The 15,759-nt window shown below is 45.1% G+C and carries 17 protein-coding genes; 9 read left to right on the top strand and 8 right to left on the bottom strand.

Annotated elements, in window-relative coordinates; all coding sequences use genetic code 11:
* Positions 1 to 17: 17 nt before the first annotated feature.
* The 3 genes from M4I42_RS11330 to M4I42_RS11320 are packed head-to-tail and all read left to right on the top strand — an operon-like array spanning position 18 to position 3,414.
* On the top strand, positions 18 to 1,304 hold the full coding sequence (locus tag M4I42_RS11330) for a UDP-glucose dehydrogenase family protein (RefSeq protein WP_268852275.1): 1,287 nt from the start codon (positions 18 to 20) through the stop codon (positions 1,302 to 1,304).
* Positions 1,301 to 2,257 (top strand): NAD-dependent epimerase/dehydratase family protein, encoded by a 957-nt coding sequence (locus M4I42_RS11325; protein ID WP_268852274.1) that lies wholly within the window; start codon positions 1,301 to 1,303, stop codon positions 2,255 to 2,257. The genes M4I42_RS11330 and M4I42_RS11325 overlap by 4 nt, the downstream gene beginning before the upstream one ends.
* Positions 2,254 to 3,414: a glycosyltransferase family 4 protein gene (locus M4I42_RS11320; protein WP_268852273.1), complete on the top strand. Its 1,161-nt coding sequence runs from the start codon at positions 2,254 to 2,256 to the stop codon at positions 3,412 to 3,414. Before M4I42_RS11325 ends, M4I42_RS11320 begins: the two co-directional genes overlap by 4 nt.
* Before the next feature lie 10 nt (positions 3,415 to 3,424).
* On the opposite strand, the gene M4I42_RS11315 is transcribed toward M4I42_RS11320, so the two are convergent.
* The 4 genes from M4I42_RS11315 to fabI form a co-directional block, all read right to left on the bottom strand.
* Entirely contained in the window at positions 3,425 to 4,900 is a 1,476-nt protein-coding gene (locus M4I42_RS11315) for a glycosyltransferase family 4 protein (protein ID WP_268852272.1), read from the bottom strand.
* A gap of 2 nt (positions 4,901 to 4,902) precedes the next feature.
* On the bottom strand, positions 4,903 to 5,997 hold the full coding sequence (locus M4I42_RS11310; RefSeq protein WP_268852271.1) for a CotS family spore coat protein: 1,095 nt from the start codon (positions 5,995 to 5,997) through the stop codon (positions 4,903 to 4,905).
* A gap of 207 nt (positions 5,998 to 6,204) precedes the next feature.
* On the bottom strand, positions 6,205 to 6,579 hold the full coding sequence (locus M4I42_RS11305) for a CotO family spore coat protein (protein WP_268852270.1): 375 nt from the start codon (positions 6,577 to 6,579) through the stop codon (positions 6,205 to 6,207).
* Positions 6,580 to 6,702: 123 nt separating this feature from the next.
* Positions 6,703 to 7,479, bottom strand: a complete 777-nt coding sequence (gene fabI, locus M4I42_RS11300; protein WP_268852269.1) for an enoyl-ACP reductase FabI — start codon at positions 7,477 to 7,479, stop codon at positions 6,703 to 6,705.
* 215 nt (positions 7,480 to 7,694) lie between these two features.
* On the opposite strand from fabI, the gene M4I42_RS11295 reads away from it, so the two are divergent.
* Positions 7,695 to 8,870: an FtsW/RodA/SpoVE family cell cycle protein gene (locus M4I42_RS11295; RefSeq protein ID WP_268852268.1), complete on the top strand. Its 1,176-nt coding sequence runs from the start codon at positions 7,695 to 7,697 to the stop codon at positions 8,868 to 8,870.
* A gap of 65 nt (positions 8,871 to 8,935) precedes the next feature.
* Positions 8,936 to 9,694, top strand: coding sequence for a bis(5'-nucleosyl)-tetraphosphatase PrpE (gene prpE / locus M4I42_RS11290; RefSeq protein WP_268852267.1), 759 nt, complete (start codon positions 8,936 to 8,938; stop codon positions 9,692 to 9,694).
* Here prpE and M4I42_RS11285 read toward each other — a convergent pair.
* From M4I42_RS11285 to M4I42_RS11270, 4 genes are read right to left on the bottom strand one after another with little or no spacing between them, the layout of a single operon-like run.
* Positions 9,685 to 10,590: an RluA family pseudouridine synthase gene (locus tag M4I42_RS11285; RefSeq protein WP_268852266.1), complete on the bottom strand. Its 906-nt coding sequence runs from the start codon at positions 10,588 to 10,590 to the stop codon at positions 9,685 to 9,687. The two genes, prpE and M4I42_RS11285, sit on opposite strands and share 10 nt — an antisense overlap.
* Positions 10,591 to 10,610: 20 nt before the next feature.
* A complete protein-coding gene (locus tag M4I42_RS11280) occupies positions 10,611 to 11,426 on the bottom strand; it encodes an NAD kinase (RefSeq protein WP_268852265.1) in 816 nt (271 codons plus the stop codon).
* The gene (locus tag M4I42_RS11275) at positions 11,423 to 12,061 is read right to left on the bottom strand and encodes a GTP pyrophosphokinase (RefSeq protein ID WP_268852264.1); all 639 of its coding nucleotides are present in this window, start codon (positions 12,059 to 12,061) and stop codon (positions 11,423 to 11,425) included. The genes M4I42_RS11280 and M4I42_RS11275 overlap by 4 nt, the downstream gene beginning before the upstream one ends.
* Positions 12,062 to 12,078: 17 nt before the next feature.
* The gene (locus tag M4I42_RS11270) at positions 12,079 to 12,453 is read right to left on the bottom strand and encodes a hypothetical protein (RefSeq protein ID WP_268852263.1); all 375 of its coding nucleotides are present in this window, start codon (positions 12,451 to 12,453) and stop codon (positions 12,079 to 12,081) included.
* Between the two features lie 124 nt (positions 12,454 to 12,577).
* On the opposite strand from M4I42_RS11270, the gene M4I42_RS11265 reads away from it, so the two are divergent.
* From M4I42_RS11265 to M4I42_RS11250, 4 genes are all read left to right on the top strand, one after another.
* Positions 12,578 to 13,168: a CYTH domain-containing protein gene (locus tag M4I42_RS11265; protein WP_268852262.1), complete on the top strand. Its 591-nt coding sequence runs from the start codon at positions 12,578 to 12,580 to the stop codon at positions 13,166 to 13,168.
* Positions 13,165 to 13,767 (top strand): lytic transglycosylase domain-containing protein, encoded by a 603-nt coding sequence (locus tag M4I42_RS11260; RefSeq protein ID WP_268852261.1) that lies wholly within the window; start codon positions 13,165 to 13,167, stop codon positions 13,765 to 13,767. The genes M4I42_RS11265 and M4I42_RS11260 overlap by 4 nt, the downstream gene beginning before the upstream one ends.
* A 434-nt stretch (positions 13,768 to 14,201) precedes the next feature.
* Complete coding sequence (locus M4I42_RS11255) at positions 14,202 to 14,612, top strand: globin domain-containing protein (RefSeq protein ID WP_268852260.1); 411 nt, start codon at positions 14,202 to 14,204, stop codon at positions 14,610 to 14,612.
* Complete coding sequence (locus M4I42_RS11250; RefSeq protein ID WP_442864106.1) at positions 14,605 to 15,486, top strand: ClpXP adapter SpxH family protein; 882 nt, start codon at positions 14,605 to 14,607, stop codon at positions 15,484 to 15,486. Before M4I42_RS11255 ends, M4I42_RS11250 begins: the two co-directional genes overlap by 8 nt.
* Positions 15,487 to 15,759 lie beyond the last annotated feature (273 nt).

Genomic DNA, 15,759 nt, shown 5'->3' with positions numbered 1-15,759 from the left:
ATGAAAGGAGTGTTCAAATGAAAATAAGCATCATCGGGGCAGGATATGTCGGACTGACGACCGCGGCCGTTTTAGCAGAACTTGGCCACACCGTTTGCTGTGTCGATCAAGATGAGCATAAAATCGCGCAGCTGAACAACGGACACGTGCCGATTTACGAACCAGGTCTGTATGAATTAGTCCAAAAAAATAAGTCATCGTTATCATTTACGACATCCTTCGCGGAAGGGGCGAGCCATCCGGTCATGATCATTTGTGTCGGGACGCCTTCATTGCCGGACGGAAGCACCGATTTGCGTTTCATTCAATCGGTCATCGACAGCTTAGCACCTTACATTCATTCACATAAAACGATTATTACAAAAAGCACTGTCCCACCGGGCACAAACGAATGGATATATGAAATGCTCATTGAAAAAGGCATCCCTTCTCACTTATTCCACGTTGTTTCCAATCCGGAATTTTTACGGGAAGGCTCCGCCATTTCCGATATGTTGCACGCGGATAAAATTGTCGTCGGTCTCCAGCACGATGACGATCAATCTTTAGCCATCATCCAGACGATGTATGCCGGCATTTCGGCAAAGTACATCGTCACAAGCCTCACAGGAGCAGAAATGATTAAATATGCGTCAAACGCGTTTTTAGCAACGAAAATTTCTTTCATTAATGAAATTGCTCGCATTTGCGACGCGTTTTCTGTTAACGTGAACGATGTCGCGAAAGGAATTGGCTGCGATCCGCGCATCGGGCCGCATTTTTTACAGGCAGGGCTCGGCTATGGAGGGTCGTGTTTTCCGAAAGACGTCCGCTCCCTTGAGCAAACAGCCCGGGCAAAAAACATTGAGCCGCTACTTTTACAGGCCGTTCAACACATCAATGAGTCGCAAATCGATGTGTATATCAATAAACTACAGCAAGCAATCTATGATTTGCCGAGGCAAACCGTAGCCGTGCTTGGAATTGCGTTTAAACCAAATACGGACGATACGCGCGAATCGCCGGCGGAGCGGTTCATCCGCAAGCTTAGCGAAATTGGGTGCGCCATTCGTGCCTATGACCCGAAAGCGAAATTAAGCAACGATCATTTGCCAAACGTCGTACAGTCGTCCACACTGATGGAGGCGTTAGAAGAAGCAAATGCGATCGTTGTTGCAACAGATTGGCTAGAGTTTCAACAGCTTGATTGGGAGAACGTAAAAAAACAGATGAATGGCGTCATCGTGTTAGATGCACGAAACTGCTTGAATCGTGCGGAAGTCGAAGCAGCTGGACTACATTATATAGGAGTTGGTGTCGGGTGAAAATTATCGTTACAGGAGCAGCGGGATTTATCGGTTCGCATTTATGTGAAAAGTTGCTCGAAGGCGAACGGAATACGGTCGTCGGCATTGACGGATGGATCGGTCCAACTCCTTCGCACGTAAAAACGTTCAACATCGGACCGCTGCTTGCCCATCCACGATTTACGCTCATTTCCGAAAATCTTTTAGCCGCTCCGTTACATGAACTATTGCGCGATGCAGATGCCGTCTATCATTTAGCGGGGATGCCAGGCGTTCGTACGAGCTGGGGAAGCGATTTTGAAGCATACGCCATTCATAACATTTCCGTGACACAACGTTTGCTTGAAGCGTGCAAAAACACACGTATTCAACAGTTTATTTATGCGTCTACTTCTTCTGTATACGGCGAAAAAGACGGGAAGCTATCGGAGGGGATGGAGCCAGCTCCCCTTTCTCCTTATGGCATCACGAAATTAACGGGGGAACATTTATGTCGAGTATACCACACGACGTTCGGCATCCCGACGGTCGTTTTGCGCTATTTTACGGTATACGGCCCACGGCAACGCCCTGATATGTCGTTTCATCGCTTTATTAAACAGTTGCTAGCGAACGAGCCGATCACGATTTTTGGCGACGGCACCCAATCCCGTGATTTCACGTACATTTCCGATTGTATTGATGGCACCGCCGCAGTTTTAGGCAATGAAGCAACCATTGGCAAAACGATCAATATTGGGGGAAAGGAAAAAGCCTCGGTCAATGACGTCATCACATTGCTAGAAGAACTGACAGGAAAAAAAGCCGTTCGGCAATATACCGCATCCGCCATCGGAGAGCCGAAACATACGTGGGCCGACCTTTCATTGGCAGAAAAGTATTTGCACTATTGCCCGAAAGTGACGTTGAAAGAAGGAATAGCGCGCGAAATCGAGTATATTCGCACGCTTTATCGGGAGGAAGAACAATGAATATCGCCTATATTTGCACGGAAAAATTGCCTTCTCCCGCCGTGAAAGGCGGAGCGATCCAACTGATGATTGACGGGGTCGCTCCTTTTATCGCCGGCAAACATACTCTTACCATTTTTTCGATTACCGATCCGCTGTTGCCAGCGCAAGAAATGACGAACGGAATTGAATATATCCGTTTTCCAAAAGAAACGTACGAACAAGACATCGCCAATGCATTAACAAAGCGGGCATTTGACGTTATCCACGTGTTTAACCGTCCTAGCCGCATTCCTCAATATAAAGAAGCAGCAAAACAAAGCGCGATCGTATTAAGCTTGCATAACGATATGTTTTCTCCTCTAAAACTACGCAAAGAAATAGCCGAACAAGCTATTGCCGATAGCACCCTTATTACTTCCGTCAGCCACTACATTAAACAAACAGTACTGAAACGGTACGACGTGCCGGAAGAAAAAATGCGCGTCATTTATTCGGGAGTGGATGTTACGAAATACGTCCCTGCTTGGACAGCGGAAGGTCAGCAAATCCGAAAAAAGATGCGGCAAATGCTCGGGCTTAAAGAGGAAAAAGTGATTTTATTTATCGGGAGATTAAGCAAAACGAAAGGGCCGCACATGCTCATTCACGCGATGCGCACTGTTCTTTCGCAACATCCGGACGCGGTGCTTGTCATCGCTGGCGGCCGTTGGTTTAGCGAAAATAGTTGGAACGATTATGTGCGCGAGCTGCACCGGATAGCTGCTCCGTTCGGAAATCGGGTCGTCTTTACGAACTACGTTCCGTCCGCACAAATCCCGCAGCTCTTTCTCATTGCCGATGTGTTCGTTTGCAGCTCACAATGGCACGAACCGCTTGCTCGCGTTCATTACGAAGCGATGGCCGCCGGCATTCCGATCATTACAACGAACCGCGGCGGCAATGCTGAAATCATTCAACACCAGCAAAACGGCTTAGTCATTGATGATTATGCCAATCCCGCTGCTTTTGCTGAAGCGATCCATGATCTATTCGTTCATCTCGATGAAGCGCAAATAATGGCTCGCCGAGCGAGAGCGCAAGTAGAAGAGAAGTTTCAGTTTCGTCATGTCGCCGACCGGTTAATGGTCGTCTACGACGAAGCATTGGAAAGAAATAAAGAGAAGATGCCCTATTGAGGCATCTTTTTTAGCCGATGATAAACGGCGGATCGCCTTTTCCTTTTTTCTTGTCCGACGCATTTTCCGTATAAGAAGAGGATAAAATAAACGGTTGGCGCTTCTCTTTTTTTGTTTTTTTCTTCGTTTCGTTTGTCGTTGTCGCATCGTCGTCTCGCCCTGCTTGCTTCGCCATTTCTTTTGCAGCTTCGTTTGCTTTTTTCTTCGCCTTTTTCTTTGCTTTTTCTTCCTTTTCTTTTGTTTCTTGTTCGCTCTTTTCTTCCTTCGGTGATTCCTTGATCGCTTCTAGCGGTTCTGACGTTACTTCTCCCGCATGTGCTTGCTCTAGCGTTGGCTGTGTTACTTCTTCTGCTTGTTCCCACACTTCTAGCAACTCGGAAGCGACCCGATCCCACGTATACATAGAAACGGCAAGTTCTCTTCCTTTTTCCCCCATTTTTTTCATCCGCGATTTATCCGATAATAGTTGCGAAATCGCTGTAACAAATCCGTTCGGGTCTTCTGGGTTTTCCACGACTAAACCGTTCTCATTCGCTAAAATCACTTCTGGATTGCCGCCCCTTGCCGTCGTGACGATCGGGAGTCCGGCTGCCATTGCTTCATAATGCACCCGTGCTAACGGTTCTTGCCATTGCGATGTGCAAACGAACAAATCAGCGGCTGCAAACCAATGTTGAATTTCATCGGGCGCAACAAAACCGGTTGTCACGACAGGGATCGGAAGTTTTTCAGCTAACGCCCGGACATAGGCGACATAATCATTAACTTTATTTTCGCTAAACCATTTGCTTCCGATGATGACTAACGCTAACTCTTTATGTTTTTTCGCAAGCTCTGGTAACGCTTCTAGCAATTTATCGACCCCTTTATTGCGCGAAAGCCTACCGGCGAATAAAATGACTGTTTTGTTCTCTAGCCCATGCGCTTTGCGAAGCTCGTTACGGATTTTTTGCATTTTTTGATGTGTCCCTGGCAAAAATCGCGCCGTATCGACTCCGGAATAAATGATGCGAATTTTGGTAGCTGCTTGCGGGTATAGCTCACGTATCGCATTTCCAACATAATTGCTCACCGTGACGATTCCTGACACGGTTGCAATGACCTCATTTGCTTCTTCTAGATCGATTTTTTCCGGATCAAACATATCGTTGTGCATACTTAAAATGAGTTTCGCTTGGGGAGCCGCTTGACGGATCGGCAACACAAGGCGTGGGCGATTAAAAATGTGGATTAAATCAAATTCATTCGCTTCGATGTAGCGGACAACGCTGTTCCGGTAGATTTCGAATACTTTTCCAGGGACACGTACATAATGAATCCCGTCAATCGTTTCTTCGTCTGGAAGCGATGGATTGCTAATTCCTAACACTGTTATATCGTGAAACGGTCGCAAATAAGGGAGAATACCAGAAATATAGGTTTGGATCGCCCCGCCTAATAACGGAGGAACCGGGAGTTTTTCTGTACAAACCATTAATATTTTCACCTTTATCTCCTCCCCTTCCAATCGGTTTGAATGTCTTCTAATACCGGCCATTTCGACTGATCCGTTTCGACAATCGTTTGAATAAGCTGTTTTGTTTGTTCCCCAAGAAATAGTTCCGGCTCATATACAATTTCTTTTATATTTTTATAAAATTCGTTTGGCATCGCCAAATCGATCAGCAAAATCTCATATAGCTCAGGCGTAAGAGGATTTGCTTCATCGTATGCTTCGATCATTTCCCGTACCCACGTGACGTCCCAGCGGTATAAATCCGCCATCGTGCCACTAATCAGCTTTCGTAAATCGCGAATCGGCAGGTCAAAGGCAATGCCGTCAAGGTCAATGATCCACATTCCGTTTTCCCCCATCTGGCCGTTCGACCAGCCGTAGTCTTGATGCACGAGCCCCCAATACGCATTTCCTAGCTTACTTAACTCCGCATAGCTTGATTGATGAAGTCGCTCAAGCCCTCTTTTTGCTTGCTCTGCAAATTCGTCGACCACTTCTAATAAAGAAGGGCTTGCTGGCATGTCTTTATACGCATTAGCGATATTGCGAAACCACGTCATTTTCGTAATCATTTTTTGATAGCTTTTCGGCCATTTGCGCACCCGGGAAGCTACTTCCGCCTGTTTCGGTGGCGTATACCCCTTGCTTAAACGATGAAACTCACCAAGGGCGTAACAAAGCTGTTTTGCCCCTTCCAAATCTTTTGTAACCGGTGCCAATGGCTCGATCCATTCGGCAACGAACCATAATTTCCCCCCTGCTTCCACATAATTTTCCCCGTCTTTTGTTTTGATGATTGGCGGTACTCTCGCTTCTCTCACTTCGACTAAATATTGTTGCGCCCCTAAGCTAAATAAACTTCTTGTTGGCCGGCGGTGCAATAATTTTAAACTTTTCGAGCCTCTATTCGTTTCAAGCTTCCAAATCGCACCGCCTTTATCCGGCTTAGTTGTAACGATCTGCCTGCTTTTCACTGATAAATCGTAGCTTTGCAGTACCTCATCGGCCAACTGTTCAATATAGTCAGGTACAAAAAACTCATGGGTCGTTTCATCCACGATCCATGGTTCAATGGTCGTCCGCTCCACATAATCCCCTCCTTTTGAAATAGCATGTGTCTTTTCCACCTGCTGAAATACTACTAACAACATATGATGCTCTTTTCATTATGCATAGACATCTACCCTAAGGAAGGCATTTTTTCCATCACAATCGCCTTTATGTTCAAAAATATGTATAAAAAGTTCTGCCAGCTTGGCAACTGGCAGAAGCAACGATTAGTGAATATGAATTAGTTAATTACCTTTCGCAAAGCCAATTAGTGAAACAGAAACAACTTGTTTAAACGGGATAGTAATTTTCTCACCTTTTTCCATTTGAAATCTTAAGTGTCCGTTTCGGTACTCCGAAATAAATCCTTGGTACTCTCCTTTTTTCGTGACGATTTTACATTTAATAGGAGACAATTGCTGCGGGAGCTTCACTAAAAATTGTACTTGTTCTTCTAGCGTCATCTCTTGAAACTGTTTCGTGTTCATTACCGCTTCTAGCTTATTCGCGCGATTAGCTGCTTTTTTCGCTTGAAACAACTGCTGCATATACGACGTTTTCGGCTCTAGTTTCGGCTGCACAATATAAAGAAGCGGCTCATTCGGAACGATTTGTTTCATCTGTACTCCTCCTCGCGATGGTCTATAACATAATGTATGCTTTCTATAAGGAAAAGCGACTGATTACCATGGTTCCTTCGAAAAAAAACAAGCCAACGGCTCAAGTCCGTTGGCTTGTGTAGATTAACGAGCTAAAATATGGTATCCGGAATCGACATGAATAATTTCGCCGGTAATGCCGCGCGATAAATCGCTGAACAAGAACAATGCCGCATCGCCGACTTCTTCTTGCGTCGTCGTGCGACGAAGAGGGGCACGTTCTTCAATTTCTTTTAAAATCGAGTTAAAATCGCTGACGCCTTTCGCAGATAGTGTCCGAATCGGGCCGGCGGAAATGGCGTTAACACGAATGCCGTATTTTCCTAAATCGTTCGCCAAATATTTCACGCTCGCATCTAAAGACGCTTTCGCTACGCCCATAATGTTATAGTTTTGCACGACTCGCTCGCCGCCAAGGTATGTCAATGTGACGATGCTGCCGCCTTCGGTCATTAACTCTTTTGCCGCCCGTGCCACCGCGGTCAACGAATAGGAGCTAATATTGTGCGCCAATAAAAAGCCTTCGCGGCTCACATTCATATATTCACCGCTTAAATCGTCTTTGTTTGCAAACGCAATGCAGTGAGCCACGCCGTGAATCACACCAACTTTTTCTTTAATTTCTGCAAAGCAGTTCACGATTTCTTCGTCGTTCGTGACATCGCACGGTAATACTAACGTCGTATCATCTTCTAGCGTGTCCACTAATTTGCGGACTTCTTCCTCAAACCGCTCCCCGGCGTATGTAAAAATAAGCCGTGCGCCGGCCGCGTGAAGCGAGCGGGCAATTCCCCATGCAATGCTTCGTTTATTTGCTACTCCCATAATGACATACGTGCGTCCTTTTAACGATAACGTCATTCGCCATCCTCCTATATTGTTCACCTTTATTATTTGTTATTAGTACCAAGTATTAATTTTATTATAACAAAAAAACGCGCATGAAAAAATAATAATTTTTTCGTTCGCCCAGCGACAAAATTTTTCCGCTTGATTTTCATCGTTTCCTTTGCAAAAATAATGGAATTAGCTAATATGGATATGATGAGTTTTTTTCATATGGAGTGGAATGAACGATGGAACAAGATAAACTGCCGCAACAAAAATTAGACTATCATTTGCTGTTTCTTTTATTTTTAATTGCGATTGTCAGCGCGATTGCGATTCATAGTGCCCAGCCGTCTTTACCAGCAAAATTGCAACATATTAACTTTGCCGCCAAACAACTGCAATGGTATGTCATCGGCGCCTTCGTCATCGCCGTCACGATGTTGATTGATTACGATCGCCTTTTCCATCTCGCGTGGTATTTATACGGCTTTGGCATGGTGTTATTGCTCGGACTTGAATTGAACGTCCCTGGAACCGTCACGATTAAAGGAGCGACAAGCTGGTATTCCATCCCAGGAGCCGGCAATTTTCAGCCATCAGAACTGATGAAAATTTTTATGATCATCGTCATTAGCCGAATTATCGTCATCCATCGCGAAAAATATCCGGAGCCGACGATTGAAGACGACTTTAAATTATTAGGAAAAATTGCGCTCGCGATGGCCCCACCGTTATTGCTATTAATTCGTCAGCCTGACATGGGGATGTCGATGGTATATACGGCAATTGCGGCTTCGCTCGTGCTCGTTTCTGGCATTCGTTGGCGCATTATTTTAGGGATTGTGTTCAGCGGGGTTTTTGCAGCTTCCACGCTCGTATTTATTTTCTTTCAATTCCCTGATTTTTTCCATAAATATATTTTAAAAGAGTATCAGCTCGACCGATTCTACGGCTGGCTTGCGCCGTACGAATATTCCAACGAGCAAGGGTTCCAGCTCATTCGTTCGCTCTTGGCAATCGGGTCAGGAGAGATGTACGGAAAGGGATATAAAAATTTAGATGTATATTTGCCGGAAGCACATACTGATTTTATTTTTGGTATTATTGCGGAACAGTTTGGTTTTATCGGAGCAAGCATCGTCGTTTCGCTCTTTTTCTTGCTCGTCTACCGAATGGTTCACATCGCCTTAGAGAGCCATGATGTATACGGGAGCTATTTATGTGCTGGTGTCATTGGCATGATTACCTTTCAAGTGTTCCAAAATGTTGGGATGACGATTGGACTGCTCCCAATTACGGGTTTGCCGCTTCCGTTTGTTAGCTACGGGGGAAGTTCGTTAGCGACTTATATGCTAGCAATTGGCCTCGTGCTAAACGTACGTTCGCGCACGAAAAAATTTATGTTTTCTTCCGACGAATAAGCCGTGTGTTGCGGCTTTTTGCTTCATGTATGTATCATATATAAAAAGCAGAAGCAGGTGAGATGATGAAAATCGACATAATCGGCGATATTCACGGTTGTTATGGCGAGTTTGTCGCATTAACGAAAACGCTAGGCTACGAATGGGAAAGTGGCATTCCGATTCATCCAAATGGTCGAAAACTCGCGTTCGTCGGCGATTTAACCGACCGTGGTCCGCAGTCGTTACAAACGATCGAAACCGTTTATTCACTTGTCGAAAACAATTTCGCTTACTATGTCCCTGGGAATCATTGCAATAAACTATACCGTTTTTTTCTCGGCCGCAACGTGCAAATTGCGCACGGGCTTGAAACGACGGTGGCAGAATACGAAGCGTTATCGCCAGCAGAACAGGAGGCCATCAAAAAGAAATTTATCACTCTTTACGAGCAGGCACCATTATATGCCCGCCTAGACGACGGAAATTTAATTATCGCCCATGCCGGCATTCGCCAAGATTACATCGGCAAGCATGATAAAAAAGTGCAGACGTTTGTGCTGTATGGGGATATTACGGGCGAAACGAATCCGGACGGAACACCGGTTCGCCGCGATTGGGCAAAACATTACAGAGGAACTGCGTGGATTGTATACGGGCATACCCCTGTGCGAACACCACGTTTCGTCAATCGAACCGTTAATATTGATACAGGTTGCATCTTTGGCGGATCGCTAACCGCGCTTCGCTATCCTGAAATGGAGACGGTTTCCATACCGTCGTCGATGCCATACGTACCGGAAAAGTTTAAATCGTTTGACGAAGAAAAACGGGCTCACGAATGATGTGGCCCGTTTACTAATAGTTGCATATCTTTAGGAAGCGAATTTTCGAAGTGATATGTTCGTTGATGGAACGGATGGAAAAAAGTGAGCGCTTTGCTATGTAGCGCTTGGCGCGCGATGAATGCGCGGCTGCCGCCATACAGATCATCCCCTAGTAGCGGATGGCCTAAATGCGCAAGATGGACACGAATTTGATGCGTCCGTCCGGTTTCAAGTTCCAACGCTACATGCGTATAACTGTCAAAGCGAGCTAGTACGCGAAAATGCGTCACTGCCCGCTGCCCATCTGCGCGAACCTCGCGTTCTATAATACTGTCATCTTTTCGGCCGATCGGTGCATCAATCGTTCCTTTTTCTTCATAGATCAGCCCGTGGCAAATGGCTTCATATTTTCGCTTCACCTTCCCGCGCTTTTGCCATTCCGTCAACAAATGATGCACATGGCGATGTTTGGCGACAAGCACAAGACCGGATGTATCGCGGTCAAGCCTTGTCACAATATGAATCGTTGACGATAGCCCTTGCTCGTCATAATGATGCAATAACGCATTAGCTAACGTTCCGTTTCGATGTTCGCGCGAAGGAATCGTCGCCATATACGGTGGTTTGTTCACGACTAATACGTATTCATCTTCATACACCACTTCAAGCGGGAGCGGCTCTGGTTTCATATCCTCGCTTCGTTCTTCCGGTGGAAACGAAACCGCTAGCGTTTCACCGCAACGAAGCAGATGCCGGACGGTGACCGGTTTTCCATCCACTTCAATCGCCCCGCCGTGAAATTTAATATCAGTCAATGCGGTTTTTGAGATTTGTTGCTCTTTTAAAAAATCACGAACGAGCCTTCCGTCCTCTCGTTCTCCAATTGTCCATTGCAATGTAAACCGCTTCAACATGTCTACCTTCCTTTTTCTTTTTAATCGGCAATAAATGAGTCGCGTACCCTTTTCCAAAACGGAAACGGGCGGAAACGAGCGAAGCGGATTTTTTCGTCTGCGACGCGAAATTGAATCGATTTAACGTCTTTATGAAGCAATGATAAATGGTCAATCGAAATTTGAAAATCCACTTGGTTAACCGGCTTCAACATGCACGTATGATGCGCCGGCAGAATAAGCGGGGAACCAATCGTCCGGAAGACACGGTTATTGATCGACGCCATTTCCGCCACTTGAATCGCTTCTAACGACGGATGCAAAATCGCGCCGCCTAACGCCTTATTATAAGCGGTGCTTCCTGACGGGGTCGAAACGCAAAGACCGTCGCCGCGGAACGTTTCAAACAATTCTCCTTTAATTTCAACGTCCATCACTAACGTGCCGTTGACGCTTTTCACGGTACATTCGTTCAGCGCTAAATATCGCGCTTCCTTTCCACCACTTACGTAACGGATAATCACTTCAAGCAACGGATACTCAACAATTTGATACGGCGTTTTCGCAATCGCAATGACTAGCTTTTCGATTTCTTCCGGCACCCAGTCCGCATAAAATCCTAAATGGCCCGTATGCACACCGACAAACGCCGTCTTGTCCAAACGGCGACAATAGCGATGGAACGCATAAAGCAACGTTCCATCACCGCCAACCGAAATGACGATATCCGGCTGATCTTCATCATAAATAAGCCCGAAATCGATTAAGTAGTTTTTTATTTTTTGCATTAATGAGTTGGAAATGGCGTCCCCTTTGGAGGTAACGGCAAACTTCAGCGGTTGTTGTTTCTCCCTCATGCTTCTTCCCCTTTTGTTTCTTGTTTTCGTGAAAAGGCTGCTTGTGCCTCTTGAATTTCAAAGCGGATTTTGGACATTTCTTCATCTAAAAGATACGCCGCTTCCGCTGCCCGCTGCAATCGCGCTTTAATGTCTTCAGGAAAGCGGCCGCTATATTTATAATTTAAAGAATGTTCAATCGTCGCCCAAAAATTCATCGCTAGCGTACGAATTTGAATTTCCGCTAAAATGTTTTTCTCCCCGTCGATCGTTTGCACCGGATAGCGAATGACGACATGGTACGAGCGGTAGCCGCTCTCTTTTTTTTGCGTAATATAATCTCGTTCTTCGACAATTTCAAAATCCTTTCGGCGGCGCAACAACTCGACGACCGTTTTAATATCGTCAACGAATTGGCACATCATGCGAATGCCGGCGATGTCTTGCATTTGCTCTTCCAACTTGTCAAGCGGAATGTTTTTCTTTTGCGCTTTATCAAGAATGCTCGCAATCGGTTTGACTCTTCCGGTGACAAACTCAATCGGAGAATGGAGGCCTTGCATTTCAAACTGGGTGCGCATCCCCTTCAATTTCACTTTTAATTCTTCCACTGCCTGTTTATACGGAGCTAAAAATAAATCCCAGTGTTTCACCATATTACCACCACCAACGATTATGTAAGAAACGTATCTTTTACCGCCTTCTCCATTTCTTCACCGTAGTTCGCATTTCCTTCAATATTTCCAATTAAATATGCAAGTTCTTCTTGAAAGCCGGCTAGTTCAAGTTCCACCGTTCCCGCTTGCAAAAATACGGTCAACGGCTGCGTAAGCACTTCTTTTATTTCGCGCCAGCACGGCTGCGGAATCGATACATACACAAATTCATCGGCTTGCTCTACTATATAAACAAACGATCGCTCAACCGAATCAACGAGCATATACCGTTTCGGGATAGCCCCTTCTAAAGAAAACGACGGCGCCTCGCTCAATAACCATAATTGTTCATCACGTTTTTTTACATCGGTAATCGTAATCGTTTTTCGCATCGCAATATCTCCTTCCCATCAAACAATCCAACTTCTATTTTACCATACTCAACCTATGCATAATAAACCATTGCTATTCCATCAGAAACATTTCATAATAAATGTAAGGGAAGGGGTTAGAGCGATGAAGCAAGAAATAGAGATTGAATTTAAAAATCTGTTGACGAAAGATGAGTTTTTGCGGATGAAGCAAGCGTTTCACATCGATGACGACGCTTTTTCGTATCAAGAAAACCATTATTTTGATACACCATCGTTTTCGCTCAAAGAAAAAGGAGCAGCGCTACGCATTCGTGTGAAGCAGCACACGCATACGTTAACGCTTAAACAAACAATAACGGAAGGATTGTTAGAAACACACGAGCCATTGACAGCAGAAGAAGCGGAAATGCTATTGAAAGGAACAAGCGACTTTCCGGACGAAATGGAAGCGTTGTTGCAGTCGCTTGGGGTTATTCCTAACTCAATCCATTATTTCGGTACTTTAGCCACTTATCGCGCTGAATTTCCGTATGAAGGTGGTCTGCTTGTGCTTGACCATAGCCTCTATTTGCAAACGGAAGATTATGAAGTCGAATACGAAACGGTTGATCGTGTGCATGGCAAAGCGATATTTGAACAGTTGCTGGCGTCAATGAATATTCCTATTCGCCCAACGAAAAACAAAATAAAGCGATTTTATGAAAAGAAATATGAAGAGGAGGAACAACGGTGAACATTCAACAAGTAAAAATGTGGATGGAACTTCAAGCGCTTCGGTCTTTTTCTAATCAGCCATCACCGCCAAATGAGTTATTTGCGGAGGGAACATCTTTTCAGGAATTGTTAACAAAAGTGTCGCTCTCCTCCACAGACAAACAAGAAAAACTAGTTGCTTCGCCAATAGCATTGGAAACAGCTTATCGTCCAAACGAACCGAAAGCAGCGCCGCTTGCGGCAAGCTCTCTTGATGACATTATTGAAAAAACAGCGGCAAAATACGATATCGATCCACAGCTTATTAAAGCCGTTATTCTCCATGAATCGAATTTTCGCACAAACGCCGTTAGCCGCGTAGGTGCCGCTGGTTTGATGCAATTAATGCCAAGCACGGCGAAAATGCTCGGTGTCACAAACGCGTTCGATCCAGCGCAAAATATTGAAGGGGGGACAAAATATTTACGACAGTTGCTCGACCGGTATGACGGCGATCTTGAGCTCGCTCTCGCCGCCTACAATGCCGGACCAGGAAACGTTGATCGTTACGGGGGCATTCCGCCATTTCGTGAAACGAGAGCGTATGTCCAAAAGATATTAAACACATATTATTCATAACCTTTCCTCCCTCTGAAAAGGGAGGTTTTTTATGTGAATGGAAAACCTTTTTCTGAATCGGCAACGTTTGGCTTCGAGAGCTATACAGTCGCCTCCGCTTTTCTTGTCTAGCTGCGAACTAACATCCTCCTCCGCGTTTGCTTTCTCCTTCGACGTGCAAGCACGTCTTCGTCGAAAGCTTTCGCGTCTGTCGGATGTTTCCTTGGCTTAAGCCAAGGACCGTTCTCCGCTTTTCTTGTCTAGCTGCGGCTCCTAGCCCCTCTGGACGCTTCGGCCCCGCTGTGGCGGCAAACAGCCTCCTCGCGGGTCCTCCAGCGCCTGTCGGGGCTATACAGTCGCCTCCGCTTTTCTTATTAAGTCACTTTGTTTGAGATATAAGGGCTTCGTTGTTACAATAACAGTACAAGATATTTGGTTTAAAGGAGTTATTAACAATGGCAGAACAGTGGAAAACACCTTACGAATTAATTGGTGGAGAAGAAATGGTCGCAAAGCTTGTGGAAGCTTTTTATAATCGCGTCGCCCAGCATCCTGATTTAAAACCGATTTTCCCAGATGATTTAACCGAAACCGCAAGAAAACAAAAGCAATTTTTAACGCAATATTTAGGTGGACCGCCGCTTTACACGGAAGAGCACGGCCATCCGATGCTTCGGGCGCGCCATTTGCCATTTGAAATTACTCCGACGCGGGCAAAAGCGTGGCTTGCCTGTATGCGCGAAGCGATGGATGAAGTCAATTTATCCGGACAAGCGCGTGACGAATTTTATCAACGCCTCGTTTTAACCGCCCAACATATGATCAACACTCCAGAACAAGACAGAAAGGAGCATTCGTTTGAATGAAAAAATGGCTGGGGGCAAGCTAGATCCATTTGCCTTCCAGCATTGCAATGGCGAAAAAAAACCGTTGGAAATTTATTTGTTTATCGATCCGCTCTGTCCGGAATGTTGGGCGCTTGAACCGGTCATAAAAAAGCTGTTAATTGAATACGGACGATTTTTTACGCTGAAACACGTGTTAAGCGGCAAATTAGCTACCTTGAATGTCCGAAAAAAGCAGAAATTCGAAGCGATCGCGCATACGTGGGAACGCACCGCTAGCCGTTCCGGCATGTCTTGTGACGGAAGTTTATGGCTCGAAAATCCGATCCCTGCTCCGTATGCAGCCTCCATCGCAATTAAAGCGGCGGAGTTGCAAGGGAAGCGAGCCGGAATCCGTTTTTTGCGCAAATTGCAAGAACTTCTCTTTTTAGAAAAACAAAATATTTCCGATGTGTCGGTGTTAGTCGAATGTGCCAAAAGCGTCGAGCTAGATATCGATGAATTTTTAAAAGATCTCCATTCCAATAGTGCGGCAAAAGCGTTTCAATGCGATTTAAAAATTACCGCCGAAATGGACGTCCATGAAGTGCCTACGCTCGTCTTCTTTAATGAAAACATTGAAGAAGAAGGGATTAAAATTTCTGGTTGTTATCCGTACAGCATTTACGTCGAGCTCATCAACGAAATGCTCGGGTTTTGTCCCGAACCAGCTCCACCTCCTCCGCTTGAGTCATTCTTGAAGCATTTTAAGTTTGTCGCCACGAAAGAGATCGCAGTCGTCTATGATTTAGATGTTCAAGAAGTCGAAACAGAAATGAAAAAACTTCAACTGAAACAAAAGGTTGAAAAAGTTCCCGTAAAATACGGAACGTTTTGGCGATACGTCGCTGAGTAAATAATTACAAAACAAAAGACCCGGCCGAAGCCGGATCTTTTGTTTTATTGTCATTTAAGACAACAAAGGGGATGGGAGAAATTTTTCACGGTCAAACAAAGGGGTATAAGGTTGTTTGTGATTTCATTCACGTAATTATCATAACAACGATTGCTTATTTTGACAACCCCTTTGTTCAATTGTTCACGATTTTGTCATAACTTACATCTCGTGCATGTTTGGACAAACCGTCTTCATACAATGAAATAGAACGTTTCGCATTAGGAGGCAACA

Origin of the sequence: Anoxybacillus sp. J5B_2022, assembly GCF_026847645.1 — a bacterium.
Taxonomy (GTDB): Bacteria; Bacillota; Bacilli; order Bacillales; family Anoxybacillaceae; genus Anoxybacteroides.
This window is presented reverse-complemented; position numbering and strand designations above follow the sequence as displayed.

Coding starts and splice junctions, on each gene's coding strand:
- M4I42_RS11305 (WP_268852270.1), bottom strand. CDS start 6,579: ATGAAACAAATCGTTCCGAATGAGCCGCTTCTTTATATTGTGCAGCCG.
- prpE (WP_268852267.1), top strand. CDS start 8,936: ATGAAAATCGACATAATCGGCGATATTCACGGTTGTTATGGCGAGTTT.
- M4I42_RS11330 (WP_268852275.1), top strand. CDS start 18: ATGAAAATAAGCATCATCGGGGCAGGATATGTCGGACTGACGACCGCG.
- fabI (WP_268852269.1), bottom strand. CDS start 7,479: ATGACGTTATCGTTAAAAGGACGCACGTATGTCATTATGGGAGTAGCA.
- M4I42_RS11255 (WP_268852260.1), top strand. CDS start 14,202: ATGGCAGAACAGTGGAAAACACCTTACGAATTAATTGGTGGAGAAGAA.
- M4I42_RS11265 (WP_268852262.1), top strand. CDS start 12,578: ATGAAGCAAGAAATAGAGATTGAATTTAAAAATCTGTTGACGAAAGAT.
- M4I42_RS11280 (WP_268852265.1), bottom strand. CDS start 11,426: ATGAGGGAGAAACAACAACCGCTGAAGTTTGCCGTTACCTCCAAAGGG.
- M4I42_RS11320 (WP_268852273.1), top strand. CDS start 2,254: ATGAATATCGCCTATATTTGCACGGAAAAATTGCCTTCTCCCGCCGTG.
- M4I42_RS11275 (WP_268852264.1), bottom strand. CDS start 12,061: ATGGTGAAACACTGGGATTTATTTTTAGCTCCGTATAAACAGGCAGTG.
- M4I42_RS11285 (WP_268852266.1), bottom strand. CDS start 10,590: ATGTTGAAGCGGTTTACATTGCAATGGACAATTGGAGAACGAGAGGAC.
- M4I42_RS11295 (WP_268852268.1), top strand. CDS start 7,695: ATGGAACAAGATAAACTGCCGCAACAAAAATTAGACTATCATTTGCTG.
- M4I42_RS11270 (WP_268852263.1), bottom strand. CDS start 12,453: ATGCGAAAAACGATTACGATTACCGATGTAAAAAAACGTGATGAACAA.